Raw genomic sequence first — 18,188 nt, 5'->3', positions numbered from 1 at the left:
TCAGCGGTGCAGCCACATGCGGATCGCAAGCAGCAATTGATCGGTGTTGACGGGTTTGGCGAGGTAATCGGACGCGCCGGCTTCGAGGCATTTTTCCCGGTCACCCTTCATCGCCTTGGCGGTCAGCGCGATGATCGGAAGGCGGGCGAAGGCCGGGTTTTCGCGAATGACGCCGATGGTCTGGTAGCCATCCATCTGCGGCATCATGATGTCCATCAGAACGATGGCGATCTCCGGATTGGATCCGACCAGGGTGACGGCTTCACGGCCGGTCGTGGCGGTCAGCACCTTCATGCCGCGCCGTTCCAGCACGCTCGACAGCGCGAAAATATTGCGGGCGTCGTCGTCGACGAGAAGCGCAGTCTTGCCGATCAAATCCTCGTCGGAACTGTTCAGCTTCTCCAGCATGCGCTGCTTCTCGACCGGAAGCTCCGTGATCACGCGGTGCAGGAACAGCGCGGTCTCGTCGAGCAGGCGCTCTGGCGATTCCACGCCCTTGACCACGATGCTGCGCGCCATGGTGTGGAGTTCCGCATCCTCCTCCGCCGAAAGCTCGCGGCCGGTGAAGACCACGACCGGAACGTTGGACAGCGCCTCGTCGTTGCGGATCTGGTCCAGCACCTCGAAGCCGCTCATGTCGGGCAGCCTGAGGTCGAGCACCACGCAGTCGCAGGGCGCCTCCCGCAGGGTCGACAGCGCGCCGGCGCCGGTGTCGGTCGTCACGATCTCGATGTCGTCGTGGTGCAGCAGCTCGCGGATCGAAAGCTGCTCGGCCTCATTGTCCTCGACGATCAAGAGCCGCTTGCGCCTGGGACGCGCATATTCCTTGATCTGCGTCAGCGCGGCCGAGACGCCCTCGGTCGTCGTCGGCTTGTTGACGAAGGAGAACGCGCCACGCGCCAGCGCATGCTGGCGGTCCTCGTCGAGCGTGATGATCTGCACGGGGATGTGGCGGGTCAGCGGATTGTGCTTGAGCTGGCTCAGCACGGTCCAGCCGAGCATGTCGGGCAGGAACACGTCGAGCGAGACTGCTCGCGGCTGGTATTGCTTGGCAAGCTCCAGCGCCTCGGCACCGCGGGCGGCGACCAGAACCTTGAATCCCTTGTCGCGCGCGAGGTCGACCAGCACGCGGGCGTAATGCGGGTCGTCCTCGACGATCAGGAGGATGCTGTCGCCAGGCTCGAGGTTGAGCCGGTCGTCGGGAAGCTGCTCGATGACGCGCTGTTGCTCCGGCGCGGCCGGCTGCAGCGCCGGCGGCTGGTTGTGTTGCTGCGACGCAGGTGCGGCGCGCGGTGCGAGCGTCGGGCCCGAATATTTGAGCGGCAGATACAGCGTGAACGAGGAGCCCTTGCCCGGCGAGCTGCGCAGATGAATTTCGCCGCCGAGCAGGCTTGCCAGTTCGCGACTGATCGCAAGCCCAAGGCCGGTGCCGCCATATTTCCGGCTGGTGCCGGCATCGGCCTGCTGGAACGCCTCGAAGATCAGCTTCTGCTTCTCCACGGGAATGCCGATGCCGGTGTCGGACACTTCGAGCGCGATCACGGCCGGCGCGGAATTCAGCACCGGGTGATCCGCTCCCCAGCCGCCGACCGCGGCGGTGACATTGAGGCGTACCTCGCCTTCGGCGGTGAACTTGAAGGCGTTGGAGAGCAGGTTCTTCAGGACTTGTTGCAGGCGCTTGGAGTCGGTGACGATGCTGCGTGGGAGGGCCGGATCGACGTCGATCTTGAATGACAGATTGCGGTTGTCCGCCTCGTGCCGGAACGGCCGTCCGACGGTCTCCAGCAGGTTCGCGGTTAGGATTTCCTCGGCGTCGACCGTCACCGTGCCGGATTCGATCTTGGACAGATCCAGAATGTCGCTGATGAGATTGAGCAGGTCGGTGCCGGCGCCGTGGATGGTGCGGGCGAATTCGACTTGCTTGGCCGAGAGGTTGCCGTCCGGATTGTCGGTGAGCTGCTGTCCCAGGATCAGGATCGAGTTCAGCGGCGTGCGCAGCTCGTGGCTCATATTGGCGAGGAATTCGGACTTGTACTTCGAGGTCAGCGCGAGCTCGGTCGCCTTTTCCTCGAGGGCGCGGCGGGCCTGCTCGATCTCCTGATTTTTGCGCTCGACCTCGACGTTGCGCTCGGCGAGCTGCTGCGCCTTCTGTTCGAGCTGGTCGTTGGTCTGCTGCAATTCGCGCTGCTGGGTCTGGAGCTCGCCGGCAAGCTGCTGCGACTGCTTGAGCAGGCCTTCGGTCTGCATGGTCGCTTCGATCGAATTGAGCACGATGCCGATGGAGTCGGTGAGCTGCTCCAGGAAGGTCATCTGCGAGGTCGTGAAGGAGACGAGCGAGGCGAGCTCGATCACGGCCTTGACCTGGCCCTCGAACAGCACCGGCAGCACGACGAGGTTCTTCGGTGCGACGCGGAACAGCGCCGAGTTGATCGGCACCACGTCGGACGGAATGTCCGCGACCACGCGCGGCCGCTTGTCGAGCGCGCACTGGCCGATCAGGCCGTCGCCGAACTGCAGCACGCGCTGATACGGATAGATGCCGTCGCTGGCGTAGGAGGCGAGCAGCAGGAGCTGCGGATTGTCCTCGCTCTCGATCTGGTAGATCACGCCGGTATGGGCGTTCACCAGCGGCGACAGCTCGGTGAGCAAGAGCCGGCCGACGGTGGTGAGGTCGCGCTGGCCCTGCAGCATGTTGGTGAATTTGGCGAGGTTGGTCTTCAGCCAGTCCTGCTCGGTGTTCACGTCCGTCGTGAGACGGAGATTCGTGATCATCGTGTTGATGTTGTCTTTCAGCTCGGCGACTTCGCCGCGGGCATCGACCTGGATCGATCGCGTCAGGTCGCCCTTGGTGACGGCGGTCGCGACTTCCGCGATCGCGCGCACCTGCGAGGTGAGGTTGGCCGCCAGGAGGTTCACGTTGCCGGTGAGGTCCTTCCAGGTGCCGGCTGCGCCCGGCACGTTGGCCTGACCGCCGAGCCGGCCTTCGACGCCGACCTCGCGTGCCACCGACGTCACCTGGTCGGCGAAGGTCGCGAGCGTCTCGGTCATGTTGTTGATGGTATCGGCGAGAGCGGCGACCTCGCCCCGCGACTTCATCGTCAGGTTCTGCTTGAGGTCGCCGTTGGCGACCGCGGTCACCACCTTGACGATGCCGCGCACCTGCTCGGTCAGGTTCGCAGCCATCAGGTTCACGGTGTCGGTGAGATCCTTCCAGGTACCAGCAACACCGGGCACCTGCGCCTGACCGCCCAGCTTACCCTCGGTGCCGACCTCGCGCGCCACGCGCGTGACTTCGCCGGCGAAGGCGTTGAGCTGGTCCACCATGGTGTTGATGGTGTTCTTCAGCTCGAGGATTTCGCCCTTCACGTCGACGGTGATCTTGCGCGACAGGTCGCCGCGCGCGACCGCCGTGGTCACTTCGGCGATGTTGCGGACCTGGGTGGTGAGGTTCGCCGCCAAAAGGTTGACGTTGTCGGTCAGATCCTTCCACGTGCCGCCGACGCCGGGCACCACGGCCTGACCGCCGAGCCGGCCTTCGGTGCCGACCTCGCGCGCGACGCGCGTCACTTCCGCGGCGAAGGAGCGCAGCTGCTCGACCATGGTGTTCAAGGTGTCCTTGAGCAGCAGGATCTCGCCGCGCACGTCCACCGTGATCTTCTTCGACAGGTCGCCGCCGGCGATCGCGGTCGCGACCTCCGCGATGTTGCGGACCTGGGCCGTCAGGTTCGAGGCCATGAAGTTGACGTTGTCGGTGAGGTCCTTCCAGGTGCCGGCAACGCCCGGCACTTCGGCCTGGCCGCCGAGCTTGCCTTCGGTGCCGACCTCGCGCGCCACGCGCGTGACTTCGCCGGCAAAACCGTTGAGCTGGTCCACCATGGTGTTGATGGTGTTCTTGAGCTCGAGGATTTCGCCCTTCACGTCGACGGTGATCTTGCGCGACAGGTCGCCGCGCGCGACGGCAGTGGTCACTTCGGCGATGTTGCGGACCTGGGCGGTGAGGTTGCCCGCCATCGAATTCACGCTGTCGGTGAGGTCCTTCCAGGTGCCGGCGACGCCGGGCACGTTGGCCTGACCGCCAAGGCGGCCTTCGGTACCGACCTCGCGCGCCACGCGCGTCACCTCGCCCGCGAAGCGGTTGAGCTGGTCGACCATCGTGTTCAGCGTGTCCTTCAGCTGCAGGATCTCGCCGCGCACGTCCACGGTGATCTTGCGCGACAGGTCGCCGCCGGCGATCGCGGTCGCGACCTCGGCGATGTTGCGGACCTGGGCGGTGAGGTTGCCCGCCATCGAGTTCACGGAGTCGGTCAAGTCCTTCCAGGTGCCGGCGACGCCGGGCACGCCGGCCTGGCCGCCGAGCTTGCCGTCGGTGCCGACCTCGCGCGCGACGCGCGTGACTTCGCCGGCGAAGGCGTTGAGCTGGTCGACCATCGTGTTGAGCGTTTCCTTCAGCTGAAGGATTTCGCCCGACACGTTCACCGTGATCTTCTTCGACAAATCGCCCTTGGCGACCGCGGTCGCGACCTCGGCGATGTTGCGGACCTGGCCGGTGAGGTTCGAGGCCATCGAGTTGACGCTGTCGGTGAGGTCCTTCCAGGTGCCGCCGACGCCGCGCACGACGGCCTGGCCGCCCAGCTTGCCTTCGGTGCCGACCTCGCGGGCGACGCGCGTGACCTCGCCGGCGAAGGCGTTGAGCTGGTCCACCATGGTGTTGATGGTGTCCTTCAGCTCCAGGATCTCGCCGCGCACGTCCACGGTGATCTTCTTCGACAAGTCGCCGCCGGCGACCGCGGTGGTCACCTCGGCGATGTTGCGGACCTGGGCGGTCAGGTTCGACGCCATCGAGTTGACGCTTTCGGTGAGGTCCTTCCAGGTGCCGGCGACGCCGAGCACGTTGGCCTGGCCGCCGAGCCGGCCCTCGGTGCCGACCTCGCGCGCGACGCGCGTCACTTCGCCGGCAAACGCGTTGAGCTGGTCGACCATGGTGTTGAGCGTCTCCTTCAACTGAAGGATTTCGCCCGAGACGTTCACCGTGATCTTCTTCGAGAGGTCGCCGCTCGCGATGGCGGTGGCGACGTCGGCGATGTTGCGGACCTGCGCGGTCAGGTTCGAGGCCATGAAGTTGACGTTGTCGGTGAGGTCCTTCCAGGTGCCGGCGACGCCGGGCACCTGCGCCTGGCCGCCGAGCTTGCCTTCGGTGCCGACCTCGCGCGCGACGCGCGTCACTTCCGAGGCGAACGAATTGAGCTGGTCCACCATGGTGTTGATGGTGTCCTTCAGCTCCAGGATCTCGCCGCGCACGTCCACCGTGATCTTGCGCGACAGGTCGCCGCGCGCCACGGCGGTGGTGACGTTGGCGATGTTGCGGACCTGTGCGGTCAGGTTGCCGCACATCGCGTTGACGGAGTCGGTGAGGTCCTTCCAGGTGCCGGCAACGCCGGGCACGATGGCCTGGCCGCCGAGCTTGCCGTCGGTGCCGACCTCGCGCGCCACGCGCGTCACTTCGGAGGCGAAGGAGCGGAGCTGGTCCACCATCGTGTTGATGGCTTCCTTGAGCTGAAGGATCTCGCCGCGGACGTCGACCGTGATTTTCTTGGAGAGGTCACCGTTGGCGACCGCGATCGTCACCTCGGCGATGTTGCGAACCTGGTTGGTCAGGTTGTTCGCCATCGAGTTGACGCTCTCGGTGAGGTCCTTCCAGACGCCGGTCACTTCCGGCACCTGGGCCTGGCCGCCGAGCTTGCCTTCGGTGCCGACCTCGCGCGCCACGCGCGTCACCTCGGAGGTGAACACGCCGAGCTGCTTGATCATGGTGTTGACGATGGTCGCCGACTGCAGGAATTCGCCCCGGAGCGGACGGCCATCGACGTCGAGCTTGACGGTCTGGAGCAGGTCGCCTTGCGCCACCGCGGCGACCGCACGCGTCACCTCGCGGGTCGGCCACAACAGATCGTCGATCAGCGTGTTGACGGAGCCTTCCATGTCGGCCCAGGAGCCCGAGGCGAGGCCGAATTTCACGCGCTGGCGGGTCTTGCCCTCGCGGCCGACCACCTGGCCGACCAGCTCGAGCTGCTGCGCCATACGCTGGTTGGCGGCGATGATTTCATTAAAAGTGTCGGCGATCTTGCCGTCGATGCCGAGATAGTCGCCGCTCATGCGGACGGAGAAATCGCCGCTGCGCATGGCCTGCAGGGCGAGCAGCAATTCGGCCCGGGAATCCGGATCCGATACACCGTTGGGTTTTGGCTTTGGGACGCGACGACCGGACCTTGATGCAGATCCGGGATCGAGGTCGCTCATACTGATTCCCCCGCAGATGTCGGCCGAATCCAAGGCCCGACGCGATTGGTCAAAATAGAGCGTCAGCCAAATTCGAAATCAAGCGCCAACGTTGCAGCGCCAGCAAATGGAACCTGCTTTGCTCAGCCCGGCCGATATAACCACGATCCGCCGAATTAGTTCCATGCGAATCGGAAAAAGAGATGGGGACCGCGGTCCCGCGGCCCGTTCGTCCGTCACCACCATCCTTCGGAACGAGCGCCAGGCCGCGCGGTTAGCCCGCAACGACAGGGAGAACGGATATGAAAGCAGGACTTGCCGCGATCGTCGTCATGCTGTTTGCCGGGTCAGCCTTGGCGCAGGGCGGAGCGCCCAGCGGCCGCGGGGCGGTGACCGGCGATCCCGCCGCGAGCTCCGCCAGCCCGAAGGCGGATACACCGACCACGGGAGCGGCGACCCGGTCGAACCCGAGCGGCAGCGGCACCTCGTCTTCGGGCGGCAAGGACGACAATGGGGATGCGGGCCGCGACCGGATGCCGGAGAGCGACCGCACCGTGCGACCGCAGAGCCAGCAACATAAATAGAGGGGCTACTTGTCCGCCATGGTACGCCCGGCGTCCTTGACTTGCGCGCGCAGCATCGGGAGCTGCTCGCGCGCAAACGTTGCGAGCGCCGCATTGTCGGGCGCCTTCAGATAGCGTTCGAGCAGCTCGATGGCCGATTCATATTCGGGAATCTGCGAGGCATAGAAGCTTCGGACGTAAGTCGGTCCGTCCGATGTTTCAGGCTCGACCAAGCCCGCGCTAACCGACATCGTCTTGTCGACGCGCGGCTCCGCGCCGATCGCCTCCTGGATCTGCTTCAGCGCCTTGTCGCGCTTGACAGCTTCCTCGGCACGCAAGGCGGCGAGGTTCTTGACCTCGGCGTTGCCCTTCAGATCGGTGCTCTCCAGGAGGCCTTGCTGGAAGCGGCTGAAATTATAGAGGCCGCTGATGACGTCGGTTGCGCTCGGAGGGCGGTCGCCAGACTTTCGTTCACCGGTGCTGTCGGCAAGCGCTGCGGTGCTGATGAATGCCAGGACGATCGCGACGGAAACTCGCATCGATATCAAACAGCCAATGGCGAGCGAAGTTCCCTGAACATTACGATCCGGCAAGCGGGTTGCGACGCGAGAGTTCCGTCCCCACGTCTTCAAGATGAAACAGTCTGACATCTTCAGGGATAATGCCGACAACTGTCTTCAGCTCGCTGAGCGCGCCGAGGGACAACCCGCGCACAAGCGCTTTTCGCGCATGGCGGACGCCTGGACGGCGCTCGCTCACGAGCAGGATTGGCTCGATGGCGAAATTCCGCCCGTCATGGTCCGTTTCCCTCAAAAGCGGGATGCGTGAGGGCTTCTTTTCGTGAATCCGCGTGTGAGACCGCTCACGGAAACCAAGTGACCAATCCAGGATGATCAGGGAATAGTCGATCGCGTTGGTTTTCGCTTCCAGAAGGAGGTTTGGTAATGGCTCCACGTCTGGCTCTTCTTTCACTCATTCTCGCCTTTGGTGTGTCGGTCGCGTTCGCGACGGTGACGACGGTGCGTCAGGTTCATCTGGAGAACGCATCGGCTGCGGTCCACGCGGCGCACAGCTAGCGCTGCGCCGGAACATTCGACGCCGCAGTGCGTAAGCGCTTCGACACATCAGAGAGAGGCGAAGCACATCATGGCCCATTCCGACCACGGCATCGTCAAGGACAAACGGGCGGAGGAACAGCCGCGCGACAAGCAGCGCGCGCAGTCCGTGCACAAGACGGATCCGCAAAAGACGGGTTCGAAAGGCTCACCGTCGCGGGAGGCGACGCGCGATCCCAAGCTGAACGACAACAGCAAGACCCCGGGCTCAGGCATGACGCCGGACGATTCCGGCGACGCGCCGAGCGGCTAGAGCACGATCCGGAAAAGTGCGCGGCGGTTTTCCGAAAAGATCATGCTTGAACAACCTAAAGCGCGATGACGATTCATCCTCATCGCATCGTGATTTAGACGCAACGGATTAGCGCGAGGAACAAATCTTCGCGCGACGCGTCGACAGGTTGCTTCCGGTTGTCATGCCCCCGGTGCGCCGGAAGCAATCTCCAAGGACGGCCCTGGCACCCACCGTGCCGGGGTCGTTCGCTTATGGACGGTTCTTGCGGGTCAGCCCCCGGTGCCGTTCTCGGGATCTTCCTGCGTATGTCCCTCCGGCCCGCGGCCGAACACGCCGAAGCTGCTCGACTTCACACCCGCGGCTGCGTCGACGCCGACGGCGGCCAGTCCGAACTTGAGCAGTTCGCGGACCGCTGCCGCCCGCGTCGGCATGCGATGCTTGAACCGGAAATCGTCAACGGCGGCCAACTCTTCCGGCGAGAGCATGACCTGAAGGCGCTCGGCGCGAAGGTCGTTCATGGTCGATCACGCAAATTGAGTAGGTTGAGTAGGTTACTCAACAAACCAACTTGGCGGGAGTTCCACAAGAGTCGACAAAAACGCCAAATGAGTATGAAAATATAGCAAAATCAATGAGTTATTATTGAACGTCTTTCGCGATGGCGCATTCTCTTGAAAAGGGAGAGAAGCCATGACTGACGAAGTCAGGTTGCCCCGTAAGCTTTCCGAAGAGCCGGAAGCCCCCAAGCCGGTGCGTCCGAGCCACCAGAAGGTCATCGAGCAAGTCGAGCGCTGGGCCAACAGCCCGGGTCTGCAGCCACCGAGGACGGAAGATGCGAAGACGATCTGAGCCACACACATTCGAGCAGCGTCTCAGGGCGCAGAAGCTGCGGCTCGAGCACGAATTGTCGGACCTGCCGGACGGCCGCCAGCGTGACGTTGTTCTCGCGCGCATCGATCAGCTTCAGACTGCCGCCGAGATGTATGGCTTTCTGATGCTACGGGAAGAGGCCGCGGCGCCTCGCTGATGGCCCCATGCGTTCGGTCTGCGTGGTGCGCGAGGTGATGCGAAGCTTTCGCCGCAGCCACCACGCCGACACCGACACGGCCGCCCATATCAGGATGGCGGCGACGAACGCCCCGATCACGGTTGTCGAAACCACGACGTAAAAGACTGCAGCGAATGCCGCCAGGCCGATGCTTCCCAGGCCGGCACCGGCGGCATCGAGGGCTGCGGCCTGCTGTCCGCGTCTGTCTCCGCTGAGGCCGGCCTTTTCCTTGGCGCGCCGCTCATGGCTTTCGATCAGCGTTGCGCTGGCGCAGAAGATGGCGGGGAGCGCGAGGAAGAGGCCGCCGACGGAGACGCCGAAACCTGTGGTCACGGCCCCCGCGAGGACCGTCGCCAGTCCGCCGAGCAGAAAGCGGACACCATACTCGTACCACCGCGTCTGTTTGAGCGCCGATGTAGACAGTTTGACCAGCATCAGGCAGCACCTCCGAAACCCGCGAGCAGAGCGAAGGCGACGACGAGCCATGCGGCAAAAGCGAGGATGGTGGCTGGCAGTGCGGAGAAGTGAAACCTCATCAGGAGATGGCAGACGACAATGCTGTAGCAGCCGAGTGCGATGGCACCATAGATCATCGTCCAGCTTTCGGCGGCGACATATTGCGGGCCGTGCTGGACGACAGCGATGCTGAGGGTGGCCAGCGCGACCGACGGCGCCGCGCCGAGCAGGCCGGCAAAGCTCTTCGGTCGCAGCATGTCGCCCAGGATCGCGAAGGCAGAGACGATCAGGCCGCCGGCGATGAAGCGCAGGAGATATTCGGTCATGGCCGTATCCGTGACGCTTTAGGCCGCCGTTTCGCCAGCGTGAACGGCCTGAACAGTCGCTCGACGGCGACGCCAAGCGTAAAGCCCGCCACCACATCGCTGGCCCAATGCGCCAGCACCACGACGCGCGTCAACGATAGCACCACGGCAAGGGCGCGGACCGCCCGACGCCGGGCAGGCGGCAACAGGCCGGCCGCCGAGGCGAGCGCGCCCATATGCACGGCGTGACCGGAGGGAAATGCGTCGCGGGATCGCCCCGAGAAGGGGACGCCGCGCCAATGGCCGGTGACCGTCAGCCGGTCCGGCCTGGTCTGATCGAACACGGACTTCAGAACATGCGGCAGTATGGCTGTCGCCAGCGAGACCATCAGAACGTGATCTGCAACTGGACGCTGCTGCGGGTGCCGCAGCCGGGTGTAGAGCCATCCCGCAGCGGCCAGCGCGATGAGCACATGCTCGTCGGCACCCCAGGTCAATGTCTGGGCGGCATGCTCGAGCCCCGAGTTGGTGTTGTGTGCGATCTCGTTCGCGATCGCCGTGTCGATCCGGGTGGGTTTGACTGTTACGAGCGCCATCGGTCAGCAGGCGAGATGTTCTCAATGACAAATTTGTAAAGCCGGGAAACAAGGAAGGTTCCTGGGCTCTGCCGCGTGGCATCAGGCCCACGGCGCTGCGATTATGGCTGCCCGGATCCGCCGGCAGCGCCATAGACCTGACCGGTCGCATAGCTGGCGTCGGCGGCGGCAAGCTGCACGTAGATCGAGGCGAGTTCGACCGGCTGGCCCGGGCGGCCGAGCGGCGTCATGCCGCCGAATTTTTCGAGCTTCTCCATCGTGGCGCCGCCGGAGACCTGGAGCGGCGTCCAGATCGGCCCCGGCGCCACGCCGTTGACGCGGATGCCCTTCGAGGCGAGCTGCTTGGCCAGCGCCTTCACATAATTCGTCGTCGCCGCCTTGGTCTGCGCATAATCGTAGAGATCGGGCGAGGGATCGTAAGCCTGCTCGGAGGTCGTGCCGATGATGCAGGATCCGGGCTTGAGATGCGGCAGCGCCGCCTTGATGATCCAGAACGGCGCGTAGATGTTGGTCTTCATGGTCGCGTCGAAGTCCTGCGAGGAGACGTCGAGGATGGAGCCGCGCGCCTGCTGCCGGGCGGCATTGTTGACGATGATGTCGAGACCGCCAAGGCCCTGCACGGTCTGCTCGACCAGCCTTTTGCAGAAGGCTTCCTCCTGAAGATCGCCGGGGATCGCCAGCCCGGTGCGACCTTCCTTCTTGACCAGCGCGATCACCTCCTGTGCATCCGGCTCTTCCGCCGCCAGATAATTGATGGCGACGTCGGCGCCTTCACGCGCATACGCAATGGCGGCGGCGCGGCCCATGCCGGAATCGCCGCCGGTGATCAGCGCCTTGCGGCCGGCGAGCCGACCGGAGCCCTTGTAACTGGTCTCGCCATGGTCCGGCCGCGGCTCCATCTTGCCGGCGAGGCCCGGCCAGGGCTGCGACTGCTTTTTGAACGGCGGCTTCGGAAAGCGGCCGACGGGATCGATCAGCGGCTGCTCGGCCATGTGCGAATCTCCTTTCGCGGTCGAAGACGCCAGCGTAGCCGCGGCGAGCGTCGTGCTCGCGGCGCGAGCGACGTGCCGGCTGGATATTGAGGTCTTGTCCTGCTGGGCCATGATGCTCTCCGCGATGTTTGTGATCGGAGACAGGCATCATTGCCAGGACGCAGAGGACGCCGGCCAAGCCGGCGCCCTCGTTCAACGTTTACTTCGCCTGGCCGACGCTCGGCGCCTTGCCGAGCTCCTTGGCCATGTCGAGATGGTGCTTGAGCGCCGGCAGCGTCTTGCCGGCCCAATCCTTCAGCGCGGAATTGTCGCCGCCCTTGGCGTAGCGCTCGAACAGCGACACGGCATCCTCATGGGCGCTCACCTGATAGGAATTGTAGTCCGAGCTGAAGTCTTTGCCGTTCGCGCTCTTGAGCTTGTCGAGCTTGCTCTGGTGCGAGCTGTCGAGCGCCGTCGGAAGGGTCGCCTGCACCTTGCCGTCACCGACGAGGCCCTTGAGCTCGGTGCTGGTCTTGGTGTGGTCGGTCACCATCTGTTGCGCGAAGCTCTTCTCCTGCGCGTTGCCCTTTTGCGTGGCAAGCTTGCTCGACTCGATCTCGAACATGTCGCTGATGGCGACCTGCTTGACGAAGTCGGCAGTCGTTGGCGCGACGCCGAGCGCCGAATTGACGCCGGTCTTCTCGCCAAGAGATTGGGCGAGCGCTGGCCCTGCGACAAGCACGCAGGCAAGGGCGATGATGGTACGTTTCATGGTTCGGTCCCTCCGAGTGGGGCGCGCGGCCTCTTGCCGCGCGGTGTTGCGCCGATCAACACGTCGCATGCACCGAGGTTCCTAACGACTAATCCGTCGGATTCCGCCCGGTGCGCGGATTGATCGGATCGGTCGGTTTGCGTCGAAGCCGCTCCGGCAGAAACGGCTCGGCGGGGGCAGCCGTGGCGTCGGCACGCACATCGGCATGGTGCTGCGCGCGCTCGTGCGGAGTCTTGTTGTCGTTGAAATGGTATTTCACGTCGACGCCGTCGACGGGATCGTTGACGCCGTGCTGGATGTCGCGAAAGTCGCTCATGGTTGACCTCATTGCTTTCCGGGCAGGATCGTTTCGAGCACCTGCCGCGCTGCCCCCTTGATCATCCCGCTCTCGTTCGGGTCGCCCTTCAAGAGGGCGAGCGAGAAGTTCTTGGCCTGCTGAAGCGTGATATGCGGCGGCAGCGGCGGCACTTCGGGATCGGTCTTCACCTCCAGCACGACGGGCATCTCGCTTCCCAGCGCCTGCTCCCAGGCCGAGCCGAGCAGCTGTGGGCTGTCGACGAAGATGCCACGCAGGCCGATGAGCTCGGCGAAGCGTGAATAGGAGACGTCGGGAATGCGCTGCGAGGCTTCGAATTTGGGATCGCCGTTGATGATGCGCTGCTCCCAGGTCACCTGGTTGAGGTCCTCGTTGTTGAAGACGCAGACGATGAAACGCGGGTCGCGCCAGGAGCGCCAGTATTTCGCGGCGGTGATCAATTCGGCCATGTTGTTCATCTGCATCGCGCCGTCGCCGACGAGGGCGATCACGGGACGGTCCGGATGGGCGTATTTGGCGGCGAGCGCATAGGGTACCGCGGCGCCCATCGAGGCGAGGCCGCCGGAGAGCGAGGCCGTCATGCCGCGGCGCATCTTCAGGTCGCGGGCGAACCAATTGGCGCAGGAGCCGGAATCGCTGGCGATGATCGCACGGTCGGGCAGGCGCGGGGACAATTCCCAGGCGACGAGCTGCGGATTGACGGGCGCTGCCGGCTGATGTGCCCGGCCATCCAGCGTTTTCCACCATGTCGCGACGTCGTCTTCGATACCCTGGCGCCAGGCGCGGTCGCTCTTGGGCTTGAGCCGCGACAACAGTGCGCGCAGCGTCTCAGCGGCGTCGCCCACGAGGCCGACCTCCATGGGAAAGCGGATCGACATCATGCCGGCGTCGATGTCGATCTGCACGCCGCGCGCTGCGCCTTCCTTCGGCAGGAACTCGGCATAGGGGAAGGCAGAGCCGACCATCAACAGCGTGTCGCATTCCATCATCATGTTGTAGCTGGGCTCGGTGCCGAGCAGGCCGATCGAGCCGGTGACCCACGGCAGGTCGTCGGGCAGCGCTGCCTTGCCGAGCAACGCCTTGGCGCAACCGGCCGAGAGCCGGTCAGCGACGGCGATCACCTCGTCGGTGGCGCCAAGTGCGCCGGCGCCGACGAGCATCGCGACCTTCTTGCCGGCATTCAGCACTTCCGCGGCGCGATCGAGATCGGCCTCACGCGGCATGATGCTGGGCGCGCTATAACCAATGCCGGAATGCAGCGTGCCGTGTGCACGTGGCGGGCTCTCGAAAGCTTCTTCCTGCAGGTCGTTGGGCAGGATGATCACGGTCGGGGTCCGCCGCGCCAGCGCGATCCGCACGGCTCGGTCGATCAAGTGTCGCACTTGCGCAGGCGAGGATGCCTGCATGACGTAGGCACCGGCGACGTCCTTGAACATCGAGAGAAGGTCGATCTCCTGCTGATAGTGCCCGCCGAGGGCGTTGCGGGCTTGCTGGCCGACAATCGCCAGCACCGGCTGGTGATCCAGCAGCGCGTCGTAGAGCCCGGTGATGAGATGCGAGGCACCTGGGCCCGAGGTCGCGATGCAGACGCCGAGCTGCCCTGAGAATTTTGCGTAGGCGCTGGCCATGAATGCCGCCATCTCCTCGTGCCGCGCCTGCACGAAGCCGATCTTGCCTTCCTTGCCTTGGGCCCGGTTCATCGCGCCGAACACGCCGTTGATGCCGTCGCCGGGATAGCCGAAGATGTGGCGCACGCCCCATTGATGCAGACGCTGGACGATGAAGTCGGAGACGGTCTGGGACATCGCGCGTGGCTCTCGGTTGTGCGTGAAGTTCAGAGAACGGCTCCTTCCCTGCGATGTTCCTGGTCCGCTTCCGGGAACATCGGCGCCGGAACGATCGCTTGCTGATCCGGTTGATTCACATTGGCTGAGTGGAGGATTAAGATGCTGAATCAAGGCGAGCTGGGCCGCAGCGAGATGGGACGGCTGATCGGCAGCGACAAGGTCGAGGGAACGTCGGTCTACGGCGCCGACCGCAACCGGATCGGTTCGATCGAACGCGTGATGATCGACAAGGTCAGCGGCAGGGTGTCCTACGCCGTGCTTGGCTTCGGCGGATTCCTGGGCCTCGGCAACGACCACTACCCGTTGCCCTGGCAGTCGCTGAAATACGACACGGAGCTTGGCGGGTATGTCACCGGCATCACCACCAAGGAACTCGAAGGGGCGCCGAAATATGGCGAACGAAGCGATTGGAACTGGGGTGATGACGCCGCGGTGCGCGGCATCAACTCCTATTACGGTGTTCCCTTTGCTTGACGTTCACGGAAAGGGAGATCGATGAGCAAGGAACGGCCTAACGACGATCCCCGGCAGCAGAACGACTGGGGTTCGCACCGGCAGACGGACAAGCCGTGGAAGGGCAATCCGGAGAAGGAGCAGGGATCGGACGAGGAGAAGCCCGATCTCGAGAAATGGCACGAGACGAAGACGCACTGAGACAGGCGGGCTTCCCGTGAGACGTCAGAGACGAGCGCGGCACCCATTGTGCCGCGCTTCTTTTTGAGCAGGCGTTCACGAATGGGCGCGGGGCTCTCCCAGGGCGGAACCATGCTTCGGCGGTGCGGTTAGGCTCGCGGCGGGCGAGGCGGCTCGTTGCCACCTGCCGCCGGTTGAGTCCCGAGAAAGGTGTTGGCCGTGGATGCTCAAACCAGGGAGCGTGGGCCGTCCGCGGAGCAGCCGCAGAGGGCGAAGGAAGCTCCAAAAACGCCTCCTGATCATACGAGCGAGACCAGTCAGCCGGCGAAGGCGCCGTCGCTGCGAGACCGGCTTCGTCAGCATTGGCTGCTGGCAACCGCCGGCGCCTTCGTGCTGATCGCCGCACTCGTTGGCGGTCTGCTCTATTGGCTGCAGGTGCGCCACTATGAATCCACCGACGATGCCTTCGTCGCCGCGCGTAGCTTTTCGGTGGCCTCGAAGGTCGGCGGCTACGTGACCGACATCCCGGTGACGGACAACCAGCACGTCAGTGCGGGCGATCTCCTCGCCAGGATCGACGAGCGCGACTACCGTATCGCCATTGATCAAGCCAATGCGCAGGTCGCCAGTGCCAGGGCGAACATCGCCAATGTCGAGGCGCAGATCGATTCGCAGCAGGAGCAGATCAAGCAGGCCCAGGCACAGCTCGAACAGGCGCAGGCTCAGCTGCAGTTCGCGCAAGAGGAGTTCAAGCGCGCCGAGGATCTCGTCGAGAAGGGTGCCGGCACCGTGCAGCGCCAGCAGCAGACCCGTTCCGATCTTCAGGCGCAGCAGGCCAACACCGAACGCGCCAAGACCGCGGTGACCTCGGCGCAACTCGGCATCAAGACGCTGCAAGCCCAACTCGAAGGTGCCAAGGCGCAGCTTGAGCAGTCGCAGGCGCAGCTCGATCAAGCCAAACTGAACTTGCAGTACACCAACGTCGTCGCGGCGCAATCGGGCCGTGTCGTCAAGCTCTCGGGCGCCAAGGGCACCTTCGTCACGGCGGGACAGAGCCTGATGATGTTCGTCCCCGACGAGGTCTGGATCGTCGCCAACTACAAGGAGACGCAGCTGGGCGACATGCGTCCGGGCCAGCCGGTCGAGATCCGCATCGATGCCTATCCCGGCCGCAAGCTCACGGGCCATGTCGATTCCGTGCAGCCGGGCTCCGGCACCGCGTTCAGCCTGCTGCCGGCGGAGAACGCGACCGGCAACTACGTCAAGGTGGTGCAGCGCGTGCCGGTGAAGATCGTGGTCGACAACTGGCCGGCCAATCTGCCCGTCGGTCCCGGCATGTCGGTCGTGCTCTGGACCAGGGTGCGATGACGGACGCTGCGCAAGGCGGCGCATCCGCGGGCGGCTGGTCGCCGGAGCGATCCGCGGCCGGCGGACATAATCCCTATCTCATCGCCTTCGTGGTCTCGATCGCGACCTTCATGGAGGTGCTCGACACCACCATCGCCAATGTCGCGCTGCGCCACATCGCCGGCGGGCTCGCGGTTGGCATCGACGAGAGCACCTATGTCATCACCAGCTATCTCGTCGCCAACGCGATCGTGCTGTCGATCTCGGGCTGGCTGTCGACGGTGATCGGCCGCAAGCGCTTCTACATGATGTGCGTCGCGATCTTCTCGATCGCATCGCTGCTGTGCGGCTTCGCCTGGAATCTGCAGTCGCTGGTGCTGTTTCGCATCCTGCAGGGGCTCGGCGGCGGCGGCATGGCCACCAGCGAGCAGGCGATCCTCGCCGACTCCTTCCCTCCACACAAGCGCGGCCAGGCTTTTGCCATCTACGGCGTCGCCGTCGTGGTCGCGCCGGTGATCGGTCCGACGCTGGGCGGCTGGATCACCGATACCTACAGCTGGCACTGGGTGTTCCTGATCAACGTGCCGATGGGGCTGCTCTCGCTGTTCCTGGTCGGTACGCTGGTCAAGGAGCCCTCGGGCGCGGAGGAGGAGAGGGAGAAGCTGCTGAGCAAGGGCTTGCGCGTCGACTATGTCGGCTTCCTGCTCGTCGCGATCGGGCTCGGCTCGCTCGAATTCGTCCTCGACGAGGGGCAGCGCAACGACTGGTTCGGGTCGAATATGATCGTCGTCTTTGCGGTGCTGGCCGCGGTCTCGCTGGTCGCGCTGATCCCGTGGGAGCTGACGCGGGAAGATCCCATCGTCGATCTTCGCTTGCTCGGCCGGCGCCAGTTCGCCGCCTGCTTCCTGGTCATGCTCGGTACGGGCGCGGTGCTGATCTTGACCACCCAGCTGCTGCCGCAATTGCTCCAGACCGAGCTGAACTACACGGCAATGCTGGCCGGCCTCGCGCTGTCGCCCGGCGGGGTCGCGACCCTGGTGCTGATGCCGGTGGTCGGCCGCCTCGTCAGCACGGTGCAGCCGAAATATCTGATCATGTTCGGCGCTGCCATCGTCGCGTTCTCGATGTGGCATCTCACCGGGCTCACCGGCGACATCACCTATGGTTACGCGGCGCTGTCGCGCATCTTCCTCGCGCTGGGCCTGCCATTCCTGTTCCTGCCAGTGACGACCGCGTCCTACGATGGCGTGCCGCCCGACAAGACCAACCAGGCTTCTGCGCTGATCAACGTCGCCCGCAACATCGGCGGATCCATGGGCGTCGCGCTGGCGCAGACGGTTCTGGCGCAGCGCCAGCAATTCCACCAGAGCCGCCTGATCGAGCACGCCGCGCCGTCAGACCTCGGCTATCAGCAGACCATCGACGCGATGACGCGCTACTTCCAGGCCCAGGGCTCGAATGCGAGCGATGCCGCATCACAGGCGCTCGCCTGGGTCGGCCGCACCTTGCAGCAGCAGGTCGATTTGCTCGCCTATATCGACGTGTTCTGGACGCTGGCGATCATTGCGTTGCTGATGATCCCCACCGCAGCCGTGCTGCGGCCGATCAAGCTGGGTGCGCCGGCGCGGGGGCATTGACCGACGCGGGTCGTCAGGCGAAGGCCGGACCTATACCTTCGAGATGGAGATCCGGCCGTTCGGAGAGAAAT

Annotated in this window: 20 protein-coding genes; 10 read left to right on the top strand and 10 right to left on the bottom strand. The window is 64.7% G+C overall.

Annotation, left to right across the window (positions count from 1 at the left end; all coding sequences use genetic code 11):
- On the bottom strand, positions 1-6,297 hold the full coding sequence (locus GA0061098_RS29380; protein WP_091964778.1) for a HAMP domain-containing protein: 6,297 nt from the start codon (positions 6,295-6,297) through the stop codon (positions 1-3).
- A gap of 281 nt (positions 6,298-6,578) precedes the next feature.
- On the opposite strand from GA0061098_RS29380, the gene GA0061098_RS29375 reads away from it, so the two are divergent.
- Entirely contained in the window at positions 6,579-6,860 is a 282-nt protein-coding gene (locus GA0061098_RS29375) for a hypothetical protein (protein ID WP_091964777.1), read from the top strand.
- A 5-nt stretch (positions 6,861-6,865) separates the two neighbouring features.
- Here the strand turns inward: GA0061098_RS29375 and GA0061098_RS29370 are convergent, their stop codons facing one another.
- A complete protein-coding gene (locus GA0061098_RS29370; RefSeq protein WP_091964776.1) occupies positions 6,866-7,378 on the bottom strand; it encodes a DUF4142 domain-containing protein in 513 nt (170 codons plus the stop codon).
- A 94-nt stretch (positions 7,379-7,472) separates the two neighbouring features.
- On the opposite strand from GA0061098_RS29370, the gene GA0061098_RS46335 reads away from it, so the two are divergent.
- From GA0061098_RS46335 to GA0061098_RS29360, 3 genes are all read left to right on the top strand, one after another.
- The gene (locus GA0061098_RS46335; RefSeq protein ID WP_091964775.1) at positions 7,473-7,667 is read left to right on the top strand and encodes a hypothetical protein; all 195 of its coding nucleotides are present in this window, start codon (positions 7,473-7,475) and stop codon (positions 7,665-7,667) included.
- Positions 7,668-7,783: 116 nt separating this feature from the next.
- Positions 7,784-7,915 (top strand): hypothetical protein, encoded by a 132-nt coding sequence (locus tag GA0061098_RS47025; protein ID WP_257787559.1) that lies wholly within the window; start codon positions 7,784-7,786, stop codon positions 7,913-7,915.
- Positions 7,916-7,985: 70 nt separating this feature from the next.
- Positions 7,986-8,207, top strand: coding sequence for a hypothetical protein (locus tag GA0061098_RS29360; RefSeq protein WP_028144043.1), 222 nt, complete (start codon positions 7,986-7,988; stop codon positions 8,205-8,207).
- A 251-nt stretch (positions 8,208-8,458) separates the two neighbouring features.
- Here GA0061098_RS29360 and GA0061098_RS29355 read toward each other — a convergent pair whose 3' ends face one another.
- Positions 8,459-8,707: a hypothetical protein gene (locus tag GA0061098_RS29355; RefSeq protein WP_091964774.1), complete on the bottom strand. Its 249-nt coding sequence runs from the start codon at positions 8,705-8,707 to the stop codon at positions 8,459-8,461.
- Between the two features lie 172 nt (positions 8,708-8,879).
- On the opposite strand from GA0061098_RS29355, the gene GA0061098_RS45230 reads away from it, so the two are divergent.
- Entirely contained in the window at positions 8,880-9,038 is a 159-nt protein-coding gene (locus GA0061098_RS45230) for a hypothetical protein (protein ID WP_018321736.1), read from the top strand.
- Positions 9,022-9,216: a hypothetical protein gene (locus GA0061098_RS29350; protein ID WP_091964773.1), complete on the top strand. Its 195-nt coding sequence runs from the start codon at positions 9,022-9,024 to the stop codon at positions 9,214-9,216. Before GA0061098_RS45230 ends, GA0061098_RS29350 begins: the two co-directional genes overlap by 17 nt.
- On the opposite strand, the gene GA0061098_RS29345 is transcribed toward GA0061098_RS29350, so the two are convergent.
- The 7 genes from GA0061098_RS29345 to GA0061098_RS29315 form a co-directional block, all read right to left on the bottom strand.
- Entirely contained in the window at positions 9,187-9,672 is a 486-nt protein-coding gene (locus GA0061098_RS29345; protein WP_091964772.1) for a hypothetical protein, read from the bottom strand. The two genes, GA0061098_RS29350 and GA0061098_RS29345, sit on opposite strands and share 30 nt — an antisense overlap.
- Complete coding sequence (locus tag GA0061098_RS29340) at positions 9,672-10,019, bottom strand: DUF3147 family protein (RefSeq protein ID WP_091964771.1); 348 nt, start codon at positions 10,017-10,019, stop codon at positions 9,672-9,674. The genes GA0061098_RS29345 and GA0061098_RS29340 overlap by 1 nt, the downstream gene beginning before the upstream one ends.
- On the bottom strand, positions 10,016-10,594 hold the full coding sequence (locus GA0061098_RS29335; RefSeq protein ID WP_091964770.1) for a phosphatase PAP2 family protein: 579 nt from the start codon (positions 10,592-10,594) through the stop codon (positions 10,016-10,018). Before GA0061098_RS29335 ends, GA0061098_RS29340 begins: the two co-directional genes overlap by 4 nt.
- A gap of 101 nt (positions 10,595-10,695) precedes the next feature.
- The gene (locus GA0061098_RS29330; RefSeq protein ID WP_208610696.1) at positions 10,696-11,586 is read right to left on the bottom strand and encodes an SDR family oxidoreductase; all 891 of its coding nucleotides are present in this window, start codon (positions 11,584-11,586) and stop codon (positions 10,696-10,698) included.
- A gap of 199 nt (positions 11,587-11,785) precedes the next feature.
- Entirely contained in the window at positions 11,786-12,337 is a 552-nt protein-coding gene (locus GA0061098_RS29325; RefSeq protein ID WP_091964768.1) for a DUF4142 domain-containing protein, read from the bottom strand.
- 88 nt (positions 12,338-12,425) lie between these two features.
- Positions 12,426-12,653 (bottom strand): hypothetical protein, encoded by a 228-nt coding sequence (locus GA0061098_RS29320; RefSeq protein WP_018321730.1) that lies wholly within the window; start codon positions 12,651-12,653, stop codon positions 12,426-12,428.
- A gap of 8 nt (positions 12,654-12,661) precedes the next feature.
- Positions 12,662-14,458: a thiamine pyrophosphate-requiring protein gene (locus tag GA0061098_RS29315; protein WP_091964767.1), complete on the bottom strand. Its 1,797-nt coding sequence runs from the start codon at positions 14,456-14,458 to the stop codon at positions 12,662-12,664.
- Positions 14,459-14,599: 141 nt separating this feature from the next.
- Between GA0061098_RS29315 and GA0061098_RS29310 the strand changes: the two genes are divergently transcribed.
- From GA0061098_RS29310 to GA0061098_RS29300, 4 genes are all read left to right on the top strand, one after another.
- Complete coding sequence (locus GA0061098_RS29310) at positions 14,600-14,974, top strand: PRC-barrel domain-containing protein (RefSeq protein WP_028144036.1); 375 nt, start codon at positions 14,600-14,602, stop codon at positions 14,972-14,974.
- A gap of 21 nt (positions 14,975-14,995) precedes the next feature.
- Entirely contained in the window at positions 14,996-15,154 is a 159-nt protein-coding gene (locus GA0061098_RS45225) for a hypothetical protein (RefSeq protein ID WP_018321727.1), read from the top strand.
- A 198-nt stretch (positions 15,155-15,352) separates the two neighbouring features.
- Positions 15,353-16,501, top strand: coding sequence for an HlyD family secretion protein (locus GA0061098_RS29305; RefSeq protein WP_091964873.1), 1,149 nt, complete (start codon positions 15,353-15,355; stop codon positions 16,499-16,501).
- Positions 16,498-18,117: a DHA2 family efflux MFS transporter permease subunit gene (locus GA0061098_RS29300; RefSeq protein WP_091964766.1), complete on the top strand. Its 1,620-nt coding sequence runs from the start codon at positions 16,498-16,500 to the stop codon at positions 18,115-18,117. Before GA0061098_RS29305 ends, GA0061098_RS29300 begins: the two co-directional genes overlap by 4 nt.
- Positions 18,118-18,188 lie beyond the last annotated feature (71 nt).

The organism is Bradyrhizobium shewense, assembly GCF_900094605.1.
In the GTDB taxonomy this organism is placed as follows: domain Bacteria; phylum Pseudomonadota; class Alphaproteobacteria; order Rhizobiales; family Xanthobacteraceae; genus Bradyrhizobium; species Bradyrhizobium shewense.
The sequence above is the reverse complement of the archived record's forward strand: the minus strand, read 5'-3'. Positions and strand labels throughout refer to the sequence as shown.